Consider the following 17,804-nt stretch of genomic DNA (forward strand, 5'->3'; position numbering starts at 1 on the left):
CTTTTCCGCTAATCATCCGAATGAAACGCATCAGGAATAAAAAATGAGAGCTTTCTCAACTCATCTTTTGGCTAAGTTGACATCTATGGAGACGCAAGCCGCGCCGTCTTATCCTGTCGGATGCGAAGTCGGGTCTTGCCTGTTTCTGTCAGCGTGCAAAAGCATGCTTTTTCCCGTAGGAGTCAAGGGAAGACAGGACGTCGATAGTACCTCCGTATTTCGAAGAAACGCATGAATGGCGACAAAAAAAACCGAAACGATTAGTCCTTTATCAAGAAGGAACAGATCGTTTCGGTTTTTTGTTTTTTTACTTTAAGCATCCGAGTATGAGGATTGAGAAACAGGCAAGAAGAAGACTCCTGCAGAAAATGGAAGTCTTGCCTGTAAATCAATCAAACACGATCGAGTGCGAAATCATCCGTTTCCGCCAAGTACGCCTTGATTGGTGCGACGGCTGCGCTGACCGTTCCAGGAGTAAATGGTGATTTCAACCCGGCACGTTCGACGAGCGTGAGGAAACTTTCCGAGCCACCCGCTTTACAGAGTGCGAGGTACGACTTCCAGGCTGCTTCGCGGTCTTGCTCCATCCAGGCATAGAACTGGAAGGCACAAACTTGAGCGAGCGTGTAATCGATATAATAGAACGGACTGCCGAAGACATGCCCTTGCTGATGCCACCAGGCACCTGAATCGAGGTAATCATTTTCTTCATAATTGCGGTGTGGCAAGTATTTTTTTTCAATCGAACGCCATGCCGCACGACGCTCGGCAGATGTTAATTCCGGCTGGCTGTAGATGACGTGTTGGAACTCATCGATTGCGACACCGTATGGTAAGAAGGTGACGCCGCCTGCGAGGTGACTGAATTTGTATTTAGAAGTCTGGTCACCGAAAAACTCTTCCATCCACGGATACGCAAAGTATTCCATCGACATTGAATGAATCTCACATGCTTCATAGGTCGGGAACCCGTATTCCGGCACCGTGAAGTGACGGCTCTCATAGACTTGGAACGCATGTCCGACTTCGTGCGTCAAGACGTCGATATCGCCAGCTGTCCCATTAAAATTCGAGAAGATGAACGGAAGTTTCTCATCCGCGATATACGTACAGTATCCGCCGCCCGCTTTACCTGGTTTAGCCGTCAAGTCGAGTGCGCCACGCTCGATCATGTACTCGAAGAACTCATTTGTCTCCGGGGACATGTCGCGGTACATCTTCTTGCCACCTTCGATGATGAACGCTTCTTCCCCTTGAGGTGTCGCATTTCCGGATTTGAAAGCAAACCCTTCATCGTAATAATAAAGGGAATCGACACCAATCCGTTGTTGCTGGCGTTCTTTTAGAGAGGTGGCGATCGGGACGATCGTCTCGAGAATTTGCTCGCGATAGTTTTCGACCATCGATTGATCGTAGTCGACACGCAACATCCGGGCGTAACCGAGTTCGACGAACGACGGGAAACCAAGTGTCTTCGCGATGTCGGTCCGGACATGAACCAGTTTGTCGTAAATCGTGTCAATCGCGTCACCGTGCTCTTTTAAATAGCCATAGCGGGCTTCTGATGCTGCTTTTCGAACATCACGGTCAGGCGACTGTAAGTAAGGACCGAATTGCGACAAGTTCAAGATTTTGCCATCAAATTCGATTTGAGCAGAAGACATCAGTTTCGTATATTCACTTGCCAAACGATTTTCTTCCTGGAGCTTAGGAATGATTTCATCCGAAAATGTCTTCAGACTTGCTTCCGCGAGTAAAAAGAGTTGTTTGCCCCACGTTGACTCGAGTGAGGGGCGGAGTGAATGAGCCGTCAAGGTTTGGTAATAACTTGAGACATATCCTTGGTAGACGGGACCGGCTTCATCAAAGAATCCCTGCTCCGTTTCATAAAAACTGTCGCGTGTATCGATCGTATGGCGAATCTCGACCAACTGGCTGGCAGTTTCAAATTGATTTCTAAGGGTATTAATCTCAGTGATGGCATTGTTTGCCGTATCGATGTCTGTTGCTTCATGCAACCGATTGATTGCGGCATGCATAGAAGTTTCAAGGACGTTTAGGTCAGGACGGACATATGTAAGTTCTGAAAATGTTAACATGTAAGCGCCTCCTTGTGATTTCTAACTATTATCACACAAAAATACTTGCAAAACCAGAGTTACAAACGTATGCTTTTTGTGAGAACGTGAGCGAGTTCGTATTGAACTGGCTCCTATAAAAAAATCGGATCTTCTTCAGGAAGACAACGATCGAGAAAGTAGAGGGATAGTATCATGGGATTCTTTAAAAAATTGTTTGGTGGTAATGACGCAGGAAACACAAAAATCGCTTCTCCTCTTACAGGTAAAATCGTCAGCATCGAGAACGTACCAGATCAAGTCTTCTCACAAAAAATGATGGGTGACGGAATTGCAATCGAGCCAACAGAAGGTAAAGTTGTTTCACCGATCAACGCAACAGTCGAAACGATCTTCCCGACGAAACACGCCATTGGTCTTAAAGGTGAAGACGGTCTTGAATTGTTGATTCACGTTGGACTAGACACGGTTAACCTAAAAGGTGAAGGTTTCACAGCACACGTTCAATCAGGCGATAAAGTCAAAGCAGGCGACGTCCTCGTTGAGTTCGACCTCGACTTCATCCGTGCGAATGCACCGTCAACGATTACACCAATCATCGTGACGAATCATGATCAATTTACACTTTCTGCTGTACCGGCTGAAGGCACATCTGTTGTCGCAGGCGAAACAGAACTTTTCAAAGCAACACATAAATAATCCATCACGCAACTGACCGGCTCCCTCGTCCTAGACGAAGGAGCTTTTTTGTCGTCTCCGTCCCGAGCTTACTGTTTTGTAAGATGAATGAAAGTCTAGCCGATTCTTGTAAGGGACGTACTCCCGTTACACTAGTGGTAACACGAACAATACGGGAGGAACCATCACATGAAATCCATCTTACATGCAGAACAAATTACGAAAGTCTACCAAACGAAAAATGCCCGGAACGAGGCACTCCATCCGACGACGCTAACGATTCATCAAGCTGAATTCGTCAGCATCATGGGACCATCGGGTGCCGGAAAGTCAACATTGCTGAATCTTTTATCAACGATTGATCAGCCGACGGACGGGACGATTCATATCAATGGGGAAGACGTGACCGGGATGCGGGAAAAACAATTGGCACGTTTTCGACGGGAACAGCTTGGGTTCATCTTTCAAGATTTTAATCTCCTCGATACCATGACGGTCGAAGAAAATATTGCCTTGCCGCTTGCCCTCCAACAGCTCCCGAAAACAGATATCCTGGCACGGGTGACCAGTGTAGCACAGGAGTTGGGCATTAGTGACCTGTTGAAAAAACGACCGGTCGAACTATCCGGTGGACAAAAACAACGGACGGCAGCAGCAAGAGCAATCGTTCATCAGCCGTCGCTGATCTTAGCGGATGAGCCGACCGGGGCACTCGACTCAAAGTCAGCCACGGGATTGCTTGAAGCGATGGTCCGGTTGAACGAACAAGGAGCGACGATCTTGATGGTGACGCATGATCCGATGACGGCGTCATATGCGGAGCGAGTCCTGTTCGTCAAGGACGGGGAGTTGTTCCGGGAAATTCATCAGTTCGGGACCCGGAAGGAATTTTTTGAGCAAATCATGGAAGTGCAACGGGAACTTGGAGGTGCTGCACGTGAACTTGTTTAAGTTAGCGTTCCATAATTTAAAGAACATGCGTCAAAATATGATGTATCTCGGTGCTGTGACGTTTGCGATCTTAATCTATTATACGTTTTTAGCAATCCGCTCCAATGAAGCGATGTTGCAAGCTAATGAATCATACGAAAAATTAGGGACGGTCTTCACGGGATCTAGTGTGATTCTGGCGCTTTTCTCAGCCATATTCATCTGGTACTCGAGTGACTTTTTCCTACGACGCCGGAAACAAGAAATTGGACTCTATGCCTTGCTTGGTTTAGAACGCCAGCAAATTGCCAAATTGATGTTTCTTGAAACGATGGGATACGGCATCATCGGTCTGTTGATCGGTGTGTTGTTCGGAACGATCGCCTCGAAATATTTTGTCCAGCTGCTCGCGTACGTCATGGGCATGAACATTCAAGCCGATTTTTCGATGAATGCCGATGCAATCGGTCAGACGATTCTTGTCTTTTTAACGATTTTCCTGCTGATCGCACTCCGATCAGCGCGGACGATTTACCGGTTTACGTTGATTGAGCTGTTTCAAGCGAAACAACAGGTCGAAACGATTCCAAAAGTCCATCCGGTACTTGCCGTGTTATCCGTGACCTTGGTTGCTGTTGGCTACTACCTGACCGGAAAACCGCTGCTCGAACACTTTACGCTCGTCGCACCGATTTTAATGGTGTGTATCATTGTCGGGACGTTTGGGACGATGAGTTACTTCACGATTTTTTTATTGCGTCTACTCAGTAAGCATCTCCGGCATTACCAAGGCACGAATTTAATTTTACATGGACAACTGGTATCACGGATCAAATCCAATGCGGTCATGTTATCAACGATCACCGTCATCACGGCGGTCACGTTGACAACGGTCGGAACGGCGACGTCCATCTACTATTACATCGATCAGACAGTCGAAGAACAGATGCCATACAGCCTTTCGATTGCGAGTCAACAACAAGCAGCGGAAAAGTTGATTCGAGAGTCGAATCAGACGATCGAGTCGCGGACAATGGTCAACGTCAAGAACGTCACACACTCGCTCGAAGAATTACCGAATCCATTATCGTTGACGACATCGTATCAGACGTTTGGGTCCGATGGGGAAAAAGGTCAGTTCAGCTATATCAGTTATTCTGATTATGAGAAGTTAGCGAAGAGTACCGGAAAAAACGTGTTGGCAGAACCGGATTCAGGTGAAGCGATTGTCCTTGAGACGTTTAAGGGCAACGATCTATTGAAAGAGACCGTCCGATCCCCGATGGGTGTCACGATCAAAGATGATCATACCTTTTTTCAAATTACCGGTGCGACGAATTTACCACTCACTCAACTCTATGCGAAAAAACGTTTGGCCTTTGCCGTTTCCGATGATGCCTTTGCGATGATGCCGGAACAAGCAGAGATGCTGACGAACTACCAGTTCTCCAACGAACGTTCGGATGATGGGTTAATCCAACGATTGGAACAGCTGTATGGTAAACAAGCAGAGACAGACATGGCAGCCTATTACCCGGTCTACGCGATGACGACGGCGACGACGGGACTGCTCGCCTTTGCTGCCGGTTTCCTCGGACTGGTCTTTTTACTGGCGACCGGATCCATCATCTACTTTAAGATGCTCGCGGAAGCAGAAGAATCGAAACAACGATTTGCAATCATTCAAAAAATCGGGGTCGATGATCAAGAGCAGACCGGGATCATTCGCCGGCTGGTCGGGTTCATGTTCTCGTTACCGTATCTGCTGGGGCTCATCCACAGTCTGTTTGCGATGCAAGTTTTACAAAAATTACTGAACTATAATCTGGTCTTACCGATGTCGCTTGCAATCGGTTGCTATACGGTCGTTTATCTAATGTATTACTGGATCACTGTTCGAGCGTATCGTCAGATTGTCATGTGATTCCAATGGACGGGAAACGAATAATCGTTTCCAGTCCATTTTTTGTCCGGTATCATGGAGGAAGAAGGAGCTGAATTCTCTGATGGAAACAATTTTATTAGTAGAAGACGATCAACAGATTGCCTTGTTGTTAAAGGAGCTGTTGGAACGGATTTGGGATGACGAAGCGTTTGTTGATGAAAATACGTTAAACGTCAACATCACCCGCGTTCGAAAACGTCTCACCGAAATCGGAATCGGTGGTCTCGAGACCGTCCGTGGAGTCGGGTACAAACTGGTCTTGGACAAATGAAGCTTTTTCTTAGACATACGATTCCGGGGATTCTCTTTTTTAGCGGACAGATGGTGGCATTATTCATTATTTTATGGTTATACGATTTGTATCGACCGGCAGCGTTTTTTTATATCGCACTTTTAAATGGCATCGCGCTCATCATCTATTTGAGTTATCGGTTTTTTAGTATGTTGCCGTTACTCAAACGTCTCCAGACACCTATTCATTCAGTCGCAGAACCGATCCGGGGGGATAGTGATGAACCGCTTGCGGCTGCCGTCGAACAGTTTTTAGAACGCCAGCAGACTGTTTTTCGGAACAGTCTTTTTGCAGAACGACGTAAGGAAAAGGAACGGCACCGGTATGTCGATCAATGGATCCATCAGATGAAGACGCCGCTTTCGGTCATTGAATTGATTCTCGAACACCCGGGAGAACAGTTTCAGACCGATTTACGTCATGAGGTGGACCGGATGCGGATTGGACTTGATCAGATGTTGTATTCCTCACGACTTGAAGCGATCGAAACGGATCTGAAGGCGGAACAGTTGAATCTTCGGACATTAGTGACGGGGATCATCAATCAAGAAAAACGACTTTTCGTCAAAAATCAGGTTTTTCCGAAGCTTGAGCTTTCACCTGATTTATATGTGTATACAGATGCCAAATGGTTTCGCTTCTTATTGCTCCAGCTGATCACGAATGCCGTCAAATATACGGCAGGTCATGGACGGGAGGTCGTCATCCGGGCGTTCGAGCAGGGGGGACAGGTCATCATGACGATTGAAGATGATGGGGTCGGGATACCGAAGCGGGATTTGCCGCGTGTCTTCAATGCCTTCTTTACCGGTGAAAACGGTCGACGGTATGGAGAATCAACCGGAATGGGACTTTACTTCGTGAGCCAAGTCTGTTTAAAGCTCGGACATATGATTGAACTGGAGAGTACGGAAGGGGTCGGAACAGTGTGTCGTTTAAAACTCGTAGGAGGGAAGCAGGATGATTGAAGTCAAGCAGTTAGGGAAAGTGTATCCCGGAAAAGTGACGGAACAGCCGTTGACCGACATCAATTTTCGAGTCGAGGAAGGGGAGATGGTCGCCGTCATGGGACCATCTGGTAGTGGGAAGTCGACCTTGATCAACTTGCTGGCGACGCTTGATCAACCGAGCTGGGGCTCGATTTTGATTCAAGGCATTGATACAGCGACGTTCAAACGAAAAGAAACGACACGATTTCGCCGTGAGACGCTTGGCATCATCTTTCAGGAGTTTAACTTGCTCGACTCGTTGACGGTTGCTGAAAACATGCTTGTCCCGCTCATGCTCGGTTCGAAAAAAACGAAAGAAGCACGAGAAGAAATGCAACATCTCGCGAAACGATTACAGATTGATGAGTTGCTCGATAAGCAGGTCGATGAAGTCTCCGGAGGTCAACGACAACGGACCGCGATTGGTCGTGCCTTGATCCATGCCCCTCGTTTGATGCTAGCGGATGAGCCGACGGGAGCGCTTGATTTTCAGGCGACGAAACACGTCATGGAGCTGTTGGCAGAATTAAACGCATCCGGGATGACGATGGTCATCGTCACCCATGATCCGACAGTTGCGTCTTATTGTAACCATGTCCTGTTCTTAAAAGACGGGAGTATTCAGACAGAGTTGTTCCGGGATGAACCACGTCGTGTCTTCTTTCAGCGTGTCATCGAATCGCTTTCACTATTAGGAGGGGATGAACATCACTTATCTGCAATACGCCCTACGTAATATCAAACGCTATCAACGTCTGTATTATGGCTATGCGCTGACCATCATCGTTGCGATGACGATTGCGACAAGTTATTGGAATCTCGTCGTGAGTGAATCTTTTCAAAATATCGCGAAAGTCTTAAGTCAACTCAATCAAGTCATTGAATTGACGATGTTTTTTGTTTTTATCGCAGAAGTCATCATCTTATTTTTTAGTATTCTATTTATCTATTCGACGACCTACACGATGCTTGAGCATCGGAAAAATGATTTACGGATCATGCGGACACTCGGCAGTGGATTTTCGCATTTCTTAAAATACTTCCTGATTGAGATTTTGATTGTCGGTGGCTTGGCGATTACGGCCGGAATCACGCTTGGTGTCGTGTTGACGAAATTGATGTTACTATCGATCGAAAAAGTCATGTTTCTCCCACGGTTGACGATCGAGATTTCAATCACCTCCTTTTTGGTCTTGATTGCGGGGGCGTTACTTGCCCTATTGATCGCGACCTTCCTCGCGATTTATCGGTTTCGACCCGATCGTCCCGTCCGGACCCATTCACGTTTTCGGGTCCGCCTGAGTCTGACCGTTCAGGTATTGGGCGTACTCATGCTGTTTTACGGTTATTTCCTGGCATTGACGCGGCAGGGCAACTTTTTGTTCGTTTTTCCGTTCGTCATTTTCGTCGGCTCCTTTTTTTTCTGCCGGCATGTCATTCCAACACTGTTGAAACTATATCGCCCCCGGCGTTTGTCGTTACGTAAATTAATCGTCTCCGAGATTGTGGTCCAACTACGGACGAACAGTACGCTGGTCGCGCTCGGGACGATTTTGACGTCGTGCGCGTTGACGGCGGTGGGGCTTGTCTTTGTGTTTCAACTCATCGGTTTTGATGTATCATCGAAAAACCAGTTTGGTCTCGTTTATTATGAAGAATCGACAAAACCGTCGAAGCGGCTTGAAACGATCCAGCAGACGATGACCGAGACGTTCCCGGATAAATACCAACAAGCCGTCAGCTTAAAATCCTTTAACACGCGCTATGTGATGCCATTATCGGATTACAACCAATTGATGCGGCATCTCGGATATGAACGGCGCCCCTTGACGAGTGGACAGGCGTTCATGGTTCCGGCTCGACCGGTCCAGGTCAAGGAAGTCACACCGACGATGAAGCAAGCACAAGCGGAGATGAAGCAGGCAGGTTACGCTTTAACGAAAGCTTCGGATCATGGTCTGTTGTTCGGATACAACGACCGGATCGAGACCTTGTTTGTCGTCAGTGACAGCGACTTTGCGCGTATCAAGCGTCCGCTTGCGACCATCCATGTATTTGATACACCTTCCTATATGGACTACGGAACAAAACGTTGGGAGAAGTGGATGTCGATCGTTCGCAACATTCAATCCAAATCCGACATGGCCAAAAAGGCAAAGGCACCGTACCAACTGATCAATGAAACGGAAGATGAACTTGATGGCATCCGGATTGTCCGTCTCGTCTCATTCGTCGTCATCTTATTGACTGTCTGGTTATTTGTCATCAATGCAAGTTTCCTGCATGTGTGGATGCAGATGACGGCAGAGAAGGAACAGAAACGGTTGAAAACGTTGTTTGCCCTTGGCTTCAGCAAACGCAGTATTCGAACCTTTCTGCTCGTCAAGTATGGAACAGTGTTGATGGTCCCGTACCTGATCTCGATTTTTCACGCCTGGTTACTGTTTCAGGTGATCTTGTCGGAAGGAGGACTGGACCTCGGACCGTTTCTGCCCCTCTCCTTGATTTGGATTGGTATCGTCACGTTTTGTTACTTGATCAGCATCTTGCCCTTGTGGGTGCGTTATCCACGTCATCTGCTTAAAAAATCGTGCGAAAGTTCGATGTATCCGATACCTGATTCAAGGGTATGATAAAAGCATAGCGAGGAGGGGTAACATGCTCGACCATTCACCTTACCGGGGATACGGTGACCGCATCCGCATCTTACGAGAAAGAGCCGGTATCTCGATTGATCAGTTGGCAAAAAATCTAGGTGTCGCGTCTTATTTCATTCGACGCACCGAATTAAGCGAAGTATATCCGACAAAAGCGTATATCGAATCGTTGGCGGAAGCGTTGCATATTGATTCAAGTTACTTGGCACGGCATATCTGGACCGGAGAGTCCTTGAAGTTCGTCATGCAAGAAAAAACGCCGTTGGAAGAGATGCGATTAGCTTACGAGCAGACGATGGGGCAGGACGAGACGATGATCGAACAGCAGCTTGAGGAGAGGATGCGTTTATTTGATCTCATGTATGACGAAGACGTCAAGCGAATCGAACAGACAATGAGTGCGACGGAGCAACGGATTTTCCATGAGCTTGTCGAAGCCGTCATGGAAGCAGGGGAATTGAAGCGTGAAGAAGCGACCGAGACGTTTGAATTGTTTACGGATAAGCTACCGACGATGCTCCAACTCGATGAGTACCTCGACCGTCTGACGGAAGGACTCGATGTCCCGGAAACCGCCTATTATACGAAGTTCAGTCAATCGAGTAATCGTGCCCGCTATCACCGGAAATGACTGAACGAAAAACGCCATCTCTTAAAGAAGAGACGGCGTTTTTTGATGGATGATCAATTAACGGTGTGGCGCAGGACGTGGTGCACGGCGTCCTTGTTGTCGTGTCCGTCCGATCAGGAAACCGATGATGGCGTTAGCAATGATCAAGACCCAACCGACATAACCGAAGTTCAAGGTGAGGCTACCGAGCATCGCCTGCCATTTGAAAATCATCATGAAGTCTCCTCGAATCAGAAAACGAGCGACACAGACGAGCAAGACCGTCGTCCCACCAATAAAAACACCGATCCAGCTTCCGTATAGACGTGAAGACTGAACTCGGAGAGTGACGAGGGACCAATAAAACAGACTGACGATAAATGTCGTCCCTCCGTAGGCGAGGACGAGTTTCCATGTCTCACTTGCTTGCGGGAATTTCGTGAACATGACAAGGGACGAGACGATGGCGGCAGCTGTAAACAAAATCGCTGCCCAAAAACGAGACCGCATAACGTAGTTCCTCCTCAAGGCTTTTTCTCACCTAACGATAGCGGAAACGGTTCGTCTTGTAAACCACTACTGGCGACCACCTAAAATACGGCGTAATTGTTTTAATGGATTTGATCCGTAGAATAAAACGCCACCGCGGTAGAACTTTGTTCCGACGAAGAGTGCAAGAGCGATGCTGACTCCCATCAAGACGAGTGATAAGGCAACTTGCCAAACCGGGACTTCCGTCAGCATGACCCGTAAGAACATCAGCATCGGAGTGAAGAAGGGTACAAAGGATAAAATGACGACCGCTTGATTCGTCGGTGCATTCAGGCTGAAGATGGAGACGGTGAACGCTGCGACAATCAACATGATGACGGGTAACGTCACCTGTTGAGCATCCTCGACCCGACTGACGAGTGAACCGAGTGCAGCGAGTAACGTCGCATATAGCAGATAACCAAGCAGGAAAAAGACGAACAAGTATGCAATCGTCTTGACGCTTAGTGAATCAAGGGATAACTGGTCAAACAGACTGCTACTTTGCGCACTGTAGTAACCGACTCCGACGAGTAACGACAGCTGAATGAGACTGACGGTTGCGATTGACGTGATTTTAGCGAGCATATGCTGAATCGGACTGGCCGCTGAAATCAACAATTCCATGACCCGTGATGATTTTTCATTCGCGATTTCCGTCACGATCATCCCCCCATAAATCGCAATCGTGAAGTACATCAAAAAGAGCAAAACATAAACGAGAGCCGAAGCGGCAAACAACTCATCTTCATTTTTCCCACCCGTTGAGGTCAATTCTTGTTTGACTTCGATTGGTTCGGCGAGAGACGCGAGTAAAGCGGGATCGACATCTGCCTCCGTGATGATGTTCTGATCGCGGACTTGTTTTAAGGCCGTCGATAGCTGTGTCTGCAGTTCTTGTTCCGGACTGGCACTAATCAGTGTGACACGATACGGGTCATCGGACAATAAAGCGACCGCATCATAACTACCTTTGTCAACGACTTGCCGTGCCTGCTTTTGCGTGTAGTCTTTTTCGGTAATAGCGGTTTTGATACCCACTTGCTTTAAAACGGGGAGTATGTTGGTGTCAAGTGTACTGACGACGGCAATTTTCGGATCATCACCGGAGAACCAGTCGATGATCCGTTCGATATTGCTGAAGCCGACGAGAAAAACGATCATCAGGACAGTCGAGATCAGAAAACTTTTAGCCCGCAATTTTTGAAACAGACTGAAACGATACAAGGTGAAGAATTTATGGTTCATAACGTTTTCCGACCTCCTCGATGAAGATATCTTGTAGTGATAACTGATCCCAGACGAATCGTTCGACGCGGAATCCTTCCGTGATCAAATGACGTAACAATGAATCGGCGGCTTCTTTTGATTCGACTTGTAAGCTATGGCCGGTTCCGTCTGATTCGACTTGAAGAATCCCAGGAAGCGCATCCCATAACAGCGGAGGGGCATCTGTCGTCAGTAAGACACGTGTCTTCCCGTAGCCCGCTTTGATATCGGGGAGATAGCCCGCGACGACCGGTTTTCCATGGTCGAGGATCGCAACATGCTCACATAATTCTTCGACATGATCCATCCGGTGGCTCGAGAAGACGATTGTCGTGCCTTCTGCCGTCAATTTACGGACGGCCTTCTTTAACTGTTCAACATTGACCGGATCCAGTCCGCTGAACGGTTCATCTAAAATCAATAAGTCGGGTTTATGTAGGACGGCGGAAATCAATTGAATTTTTTGTTGATTCCCTTTTGATAGTTGTTCGACCCGCATCTTTTCATACTGTGGAATCTGAAAGTAGTTCAGCCACTCCTGCAAAGACTGCTTGGCATCTTTTCGTTTCATGTCGCGTAATTCGGCTAAAAAAATTAACTGCTCATCGACGCGAATTTTCGGATACAACCCACGTTCTTCCGGGAGGTAACCAATCTTTGAGAGCGGAATCGGTTGTCCTTTCCACGTGATCGAACCTTCCGTCGGTTTCAGCAAACCAAGTAACATCCGGAACGTCGTCGTCTTACCGGCACCGTTCGCTCCCAGCAAACCAAAAATTTGTCCTTCCGGCACTTCAAAGGACAGTTCGTCAACGGCCGTGAATGCTCCAAATCGTTTCGTGATCTGTTTAATTTCTAGCATAGGGATCAGTCCTCCTTCATCAAGATAGGTCGTACGTGTCACGTTTCGTTTCCTAATACTTCTACGAAGGAAATGGGTAAAGGTTCCAAAGAAAGAAATCAATCAAGCATATCTGTTTACTTTTAGTAAATTAGTTACTATTATTTTGTTATAAGGGAGAATGAAGGGGAGAAAATACTCATGAAAACAAAAGGGATTCATCATATTACAGCAATGGTCGGCAATCCACAGGAAAATCTTGATTTTTACGGAACGATACTCGGGTTACGTTTCGTAAAAAAAACCGTCAACTTTGACGATCCGGGCACGTATCATTTTTATTTTGGCAATCAGTCCGGGGCACCGGGGACGATCATCACCTTTTTCCCGTTTGAAGGGATTCAGCAAGGGAAAGTCGGTGCCGGTCAAGTCGGGACGACAGCCTATGCGATTCCATCCGGTGCCTACGATTTTTGGAAAAACCGCTTGACCGCAAAAGATGTCATGTTCGAAGAAGCTGAACGGTTTGGAGAAAAGCAATTATTCTTCAAGGATCCGCATGGCTTACAAATCGAACTGGTCGAACGAACCGAGGGACCAAACAGCCGTTATGAAATCGACGGGATTTCTACCGACGTCGCCATCAAAGGGTTTGCCGGAGCGACTTTGCTGTCGCACGATCCAACGGATACGGCACGTCTTTTGACGGAAGCATTCGGATTGACGCTTGCGAAACGATCGGAAACGACGGACCGATACGCAGCGGCCGGTGAATTTGGAAACACGGTTGACGTCCTGCATGCGAATGTCCCTGTCGGACGACCGGGAGCAGGAACCGTTCACCATATCGCGTGGCGCTCGGACGACCAGGCGGATCAACTCGATTGGATGAAACAAATCAATGCATTTGGTCTGATGACGACAGAAGTCAAAGACCGCCATTACTTCACATCGATTTACTTCCATGATCGGGGTCGGATTTTGCATGAAATCGCAACCGATACCCCTGGTTTTGCCGTCGATGAAGCGTTTGAAGCATTGGGAGAAGATTTGAAGTTACCAGAGCAATTCGAAGCACACCGGGCGACGATTGAAGGACATGTCGCACCAATCACACTACCAAAGGGGAGACTTGTATGATTCATCTATTTGAACCAGCGAAACAACCGGGCGCACCAATTTTTCTTTTGTTACACGGCACAGGCGGGACGGAGCAGGATTTGATTGGGCTCGTTTCACTATTACATCCGGAAGCCGGCTATCTGTCAGTCCGAGGCGAGGTGACGGAAAACGGAATGCCACGCTTCTTTAAACGATTGGCAGAAGGTGTGTTTGACGAAGCAGATCTTGCGCTCCGGACAGAACGACTCATCGCCTTTTTACATGAATCAAGTGAAACGCATGGTTTTTCCGTCAATCAACTCATACCAGTCGGTTATTCGAACGGAGCCAACATCGCGGCGAACATGATGTTCGAAAAACGGTTGTTTGAACAGGCGATCTTGCTTCATCCGATGGTCCCACGACGTGGCGTGGCTTTACCGGATTCCGCACAAGTCCGAATTTTCATCGGAGCTGGATCGAATGATCCAATTTGTCCGGCTTCAGAAACAGAGGAGCTGACTCGACTATTCGAACAGGCCGGCGCAGACGTTGACGTGACTTGGTCCCATCATGGTCACCAGCTCGTCATGCCGACAATCGAGGCGGCAACAAACTGGTTGGCTGAACAGTAATGGCACGCAAAAGGCATGGGATTCAGGAGAGGGTGTCCTGAATCCCATGCCTTTTTGAGTTAAGCAGGATGATCACTTTTTGGACGAGAATAGACGATGAGGACACCACGTTCGACAAGTTGGTTGGCAAGCGTTTCGATCGCTTCTTGGGATGTTTTGGTTTGTGTGATGTGTTTATAGAGGTGACGGAGTTCACGGCGCATCGGTTTACGGATCAACCACATGCTATCGATGATGAGACACCAGGTCAAAACCGTGTCATGACCGATGTAAAACTGAGTTTGACGATCGAGATAGCGAATCCACCATTCATCCCGAGCCATTTTCAATACGATCCCTGTGATCAAGATGACGGATAGAGCAAGCGGTACACTTTCATAGAAGGGAAGGTTCGAAAGGGTATCACGAAGTCCGGTCACGAAACTGAGCATCGTCCATGCAATGAGACCGATGACGAGCCAATAGCCAAAGTTGACTGTACTTCGTTGCCGCACTATAAGTCGTGGTTTTAGAATTGGGGTAGCCATCAGAATCACCTCCTTGTTAAATAATCGAATTTTCTGACAATTTATAGTTGTCCCTCTACTATAGTTACTTTTTCCCGAAACGTCTAGTCGTTAGACATGGAAAATGTGTTTCTTTCTTGACGAATTTCGTGTACGCTAAAAAAAGAAAGTGAACGGTTACATACAAGGGGGAGAAAAGATGGATCAAGTCGTATGGATTTCAGTCGGTATCGTCGCAATCGCTGTATTCTCAGCATCAAGCATCGCCGCGTACATGGGTGTCAAAAACCAAGAAGACTGAACAAACAACAAAGGTTCATGTTCTGCATGGACGTCAGAAAAGGGAGGTTCCGGTTGCGGAACCTCCCTTTTTTCAGCCACTTGTCAGATTAGCAGTCGGATGATGTGTCTTTTTTTGTCCGGTAGAAACTGTACAGGATACTGACGACGAGAACGATCGCGGACGCCAGGAGAACCGTTATTTATTTTCTGTGATTTGGAGATGTTCAGCAAACGGCTTCAAGGCATCACTCCAGCGCAAGTAGCCACCACCAACCAGATGTAGACCATCGTAGGTCATCCGGTTCTGAAGATAACCTTGTTGGTTGGTCAAGGTTGGTCGTAAGTCGACGAACGGCATGTCGACTGATTTTGCGAGCTGTTCGAGATTCCGATTCAAGGCCTCGACTTCTCGATTGACACGAACGGAATCGGAATATTTAGGAGCGACAGGTAACGTTGACTGAATGACGACATCGATGTTATTTTTTCGGAGTGTCGTCACGATGGTCGTCATGTTTTCCGTAATTATCGGAATCGGCGTGAAATGGCGGATGTCATTGATGCCTCCCATTAAGAAAACACGTTTTGGTTTCATCTCGACAATCAGATCAAGCCGAGTTAAAAATCCTTCCGTCGTATCACCCGGAATCCCGAAATTGACGATCGTCGGATCATTGAGCAAGATCCGCCAGTCACCAAAATTAGTCATCGAATCACCTAACATGACAGCATTCGGTGATTTTGGGTATTGATAAGTATGGAAAAGACTATTCAGACGGACATAGTTCGGATTTTTTGTGTATTGGAATGTCGTCACGGGTTTCGTACTCGTTGCAGGAAAGGCGGATTCGAATAACTCGATGGGCTTTCGTCCTAGTAAGAGGGCAAGGAGGACGACGTTTACGACGACCGATAGAATGATTAGTGCTTTTTTCATAAAACAATCGTTCCTTTCGAGGGAGTATAAGGGGTAGTGTAACATGAATCGAAATCCATGGTTTGACAACATCAAAGGATTTCTTGTCATTTTCGTTGTGATTGGTCATATGCTGACGGATCTACGGTTTGATTACGATGGGAAATTACTCGAAACAGTATATTTAATCATCTATTCGTTCCACATGCCATTATTTATTATTTTAAGTGGTTACTTCTTCCGTGAAAATAAATATTTACGGGTGATCCAACTCTTTGCCGTCTATTGTGTCTGGCAAATCCTGATCGGTTCGTGGGCGACGTTTAATGAAGGATTGCCCATCCTGTCTGGAGAAAATATCGGAACCCATCTTTTACGTCCGTACTGGGCACTCTGGTATTTATTCGTCATGGTCGTCTGGTACATCGTCACACCGTACGTCGTCCATCTGCGCGGGTATGTCTGGTTTGGTCTAGCCTTTGCCCTGTTGTATGGCTTTGAGCTAGAAAACACAGGATTTTTAGCCTTACGGAAATTAATCATGTTTTACCCTTACTTTCTGTTAGGGAACTACTTGTCGGAGCATGAATTCATTCGCATCTTTGAAATGCCGAAAAATTTTAAGCGGCGAATGAACGTGCGATTGATCGGCGGACTGGCGTTTGCGAGTGTCGTCGGTTTTCTTCTATATGAGGCGTGGCGGGATACGCCTCAAGAAATCGTCGCCCTCGCCAATGCTTTCAAACATCGCTTCCCGTATGTTGTCCAGTACGACAGTGATGCCTGGATCGGTGTCTTAAAACACAGCGTGATCTATTTCCTCTCGATTACGGCGTCGCTTGGATTCATGATGCTTGTCCCGATGCGTCGTCTGCCGCTCGTGACACGCGCCGGCGAACTCAGTTTGTATGTCTATCTGCTCCACGTCTTCTTCGTCATGGCATGGCGGCAATACGTGACAGAGGCCTTTGTGCCGCAGCCGTGGCTCGCAATGTTGATTGTCACCGGTGTCGCATTATTGATTGTCGGTCTGATCATTCATCCGCTCGTCGTTCGAATCTTACGGCCGTTGATCGAGATTGATATTCGACCAATCGTCGAAGAACGACAAGACCTTTCAAAAAAAGGTTAAATGCTATACAATTTAAAGTAGAGCGATTAATTGATGAAGGGCGTGGATAGTATGTCATATAACTTAAATAACGCGGATGGTGTCGTAAACGTGTCTCAGCAAGTCATTGAAGTCATTGCTGGAGTAGCAGTTCAGGAAACAGAAGGGATTGCCTTTACACAGGACGATTCAAAATTACAGGAAAAACAGATGGTCAAACTCGTGAAAGTCGAAGATGTCGACGGCGCGATCACAGTCAGTCTGTCGGTGCATATCAAATACGGGATGTCGATCATCAAAACGGCCGGTAAAGTACAGGAACGGATTGCGCAAGACATGGAAAACATGTTGGCGTTCCAACCAAAAGCAGTCAACGTCCGTGTCATCGGTTTACTAAAAGGATAATCAAAAATGGACTTTTCGTCACTGACGA

The 17,804-nt window shown here is 47.2% G+C and carries 17 protein-coding genes and 1 pseudogene; 12 read left to right on the top strand and 6 right to left on the bottom strand.

Features of this window, described 5'->3' with window-relative positions; genetic code table 11:
- Positions 1–392 precede the first annotated feature (392 nt).
- Positions 393–2,099, bottom strand: coding sequence for a M3 family oligoendopeptidase (locus tag KNQ13_RS02600; protein ID WP_209547905.1), 1,707 nt, complete (start codon positions 2,097–2,099; stop codon positions 393–395).
- Between the two features lie 174 nt (positions 2,100–2,273).
- Here KNQ13_RS02600 and KNQ13_RS02605 point away from each other — a divergent pair, with 174 nt between their 5' ends.
- The 8 genes and pseudogenes from KNQ13_RS02605 (at position 2,274) to KNQ13_RS02640 (ending at position 10,200) form a co-directional block, all read left to right on the top strand.
- A complete protein-coding gene (locus KNQ13_RS02605; protein ID WP_014971262.1) occupies positions 2,274–2,777 on the top strand; it encodes a PTS sugar transporter subunit IIA in 504 nt (167 codons plus the stop codon).
- Positions 2,778–2,945: 168 nt separating this feature from the next.
- On the top strand, positions 2,946–3,707 hold the full coding sequence (locus KNQ13_RS02610; RefSeq protein ID WP_209547906.1) for an ABC transporter ATP-binding protein: 762 nt from the start codon (positions 2,946–2,948) through the stop codon (positions 3,705–3,707).
- A complete protein-coding gene (locus KNQ13_RS02615; RefSeq protein ID WP_209547907.1) occupies positions 3,694–5,610 on the top strand; it encodes an ABC transporter permease in 1,917 nt (638 codons plus the stop codon). Before KNQ13_RS02610 ends, KNQ13_RS02615 begins: the two co-directional genes overlap by 14 nt.
- A gap of 133 nt (positions 5,611–5,743) precedes the next feature.
- Positions 5,744–5,902: pseudogene (locus KNQ13_RS02620) on the top strand (winged helix-turn-helix domain-containing protein); the annotation flags it as partial.
- A gap of 50 nt (positions 5,903–5,952) precedes the next feature.
- On the top strand, positions 5,953–6,891 hold the full coding sequence (locus KNQ13_RS02625) for a sensor histidine kinase (protein WP_236629963.1): 939 nt from the start codon (positions 5,953–5,955) through the stop codon (positions 6,889–6,891).
- On the top strand, positions 6,884–7,648 hold the full coding sequence (locus tag KNQ13_RS02630; protein ID WP_209547908.1) for an ABC transporter ATP-binding protein: 765 nt from the start codon (positions 6,884–6,886) through the stop codon (positions 7,646–7,648). The genes KNQ13_RS02625 and KNQ13_RS02630 overlap by 8 nt, the downstream gene beginning before the upstream one ends.
- Positions 7,614–9,545 (top strand): FtsX-like permease family protein, encoded by a 1,932-nt coding sequence (locus tag KNQ13_RS02635; RefSeq protein WP_209547909.1) that lies wholly within the window; start codon positions 7,614–7,616, stop codon positions 9,543–9,545. The genes KNQ13_RS02630 and KNQ13_RS02635 overlap by 35 nt, the downstream gene beginning before the upstream one ends.
- Before the next feature lie 25 nt (positions 9,546–9,570).
- Complete coding sequence (locus KNQ13_RS02640; protein ID WP_071499580.1) at positions 9,571–10,200, top strand: helix-turn-helix domain-containing protein; 630 nt, start codon at positions 9,571–9,573, stop codon at positions 10,198–10,200.
- Between the two features lie 57 nt (positions 10,201–10,257).
- On the opposite strand, the gene KNQ13_RS02645 is transcribed toward KNQ13_RS02640, so the two are convergent.
- The 3 genes from KNQ13_RS02645 to KNQ13_RS02655 all read right to left on the bottom strand — a co-directional run bounded on the left by KNQ13_RS02645 (position 10,258) and on the right by KNQ13_RS02655 (position 12,841).
- Positions 10,258–10,689 carry a hypothetical protein gene (locus KNQ13_RS02645; protein ID WP_071499581.1) on the bottom strand — a complete coding sequence of 144 codons (432 nt, stop codon included), beginning with the start codon at positions 10,687–10,689 and terminating at the stop codon, positions 10,258–10,260.
- Between the two features lie 66 nt (positions 10,690–10,755).
- Positions 10,756–11,958, bottom strand: coding sequence for an ABC transporter permease (locus KNQ13_RS02650; protein WP_209547910.1), 1,203 nt, complete (start codon positions 11,956–11,958; stop codon positions 10,756–10,758).
- On the bottom strand, positions 11,948–12,841 hold the full coding sequence (locus KNQ13_RS02655) for an ABC transporter ATP-binding protein (protein WP_071499583.1): 894 nt from the start codon (positions 12,839–12,841) through the stop codon (positions 11,948–11,950). Before KNQ13_RS02655 ends, KNQ13_RS02650 begins: the two co-directional genes overlap by 11 nt.
- A gap of 180 nt (positions 12,842–13,021) precedes the next feature.
- On the opposite strand from KNQ13_RS02655, the gene KNQ13_RS02660 reads away from it, so the two are divergent.
- Both KNQ13_RS02660 and KNQ13_RS02665 read left to right on the top strand, forming a co-directional pair.
- Entirely contained in the window at positions 13,022–13,960 is a 939-nt protein-coding gene (locus KNQ13_RS02660) for a ring-cleaving dioxygenase (protein ID WP_209547911.1), read from the top strand.
- Positions 13,957–14,556 carry an alpha/beta hydrolase gene (locus KNQ13_RS02665; protein ID WP_209547912.1) on the top strand — a complete coding sequence of 200 codons (600 nt, stop codon included), beginning with the start codon at positions 13,957–13,959 and terminating at the stop codon, positions 14,554–14,556. Before KNQ13_RS02660 ends, KNQ13_RS02665 begins: the two co-directional genes overlap by 4 nt.
- 59 nt (positions 14,557–14,615) lie before the next feature.
- On the opposite strand, the gene KNQ13_RS02670 is transcribed toward KNQ13_RS02665, so the two are convergent.
- Both KNQ13_RS02670 and KNQ13_RS02675 read right to left on the bottom strand, forming a co-directional pair.
- Complete coding sequence (locus KNQ13_RS02670) at positions 14,616–15,083, bottom strand: hypothetical protein (protein ID WP_209547913.1); 468 nt, start codon at positions 15,081–15,083, stop codon at positions 14,616–14,618.
- Between the two features lie 457 nt (positions 15,084–15,540).
- Positions 15,541–16,281, bottom strand: coding sequence for an SGNH/GDSL hydrolase family protein (locus KNQ13_RS02675; RefSeq protein ID WP_209547914.1), 741 nt, complete (start codon positions 16,279–16,281; stop codon positions 15,541–15,543).
- A gap of 43 nt (positions 16,282–16,324) precedes the next feature.
- Between KNQ13_RS02675 and KNQ13_RS02680 the strand changes: the two genes are divergently transcribed.
- Both KNQ13_RS02680 and KNQ13_RS02685 read left to right on the top strand, forming a co-directional pair.
- Positions 16,325–17,392: an acyltransferase family protein gene (locus tag KNQ13_RS02680; protein WP_209547915.1), complete on the top strand. Its 1,068-nt coding sequence runs from the start codon at positions 16,325–16,327 to the stop codon at positions 17,390–17,392.
- A 51-nt stretch (positions 17,393–17,443) separates the two neighbouring features.
- Positions 17,444–17,776: an Asp23/Gls24 family envelope stress response protein gene (locus tag KNQ13_RS02685; protein WP_236624326.1), complete on the top strand. Its 333-nt coding sequence runs from the start codon at positions 17,444–17,446 to the stop codon at positions 17,774–17,776.
- The last annotated feature ends 28 nt before the right edge of the window (positions 17,777–17,804 follow it).

This window comes from Exiguobacterium sp. s128, from assembly GCF_018618815.1.
In the GTDB taxonomy this organism is placed as follows: Bacteria; Bacillota; Bacilli; order Exiguobacteriales; family Exiguobacteriaceae; genus Exiguobacterium_A; species Exiguobacterium_A antarcticum.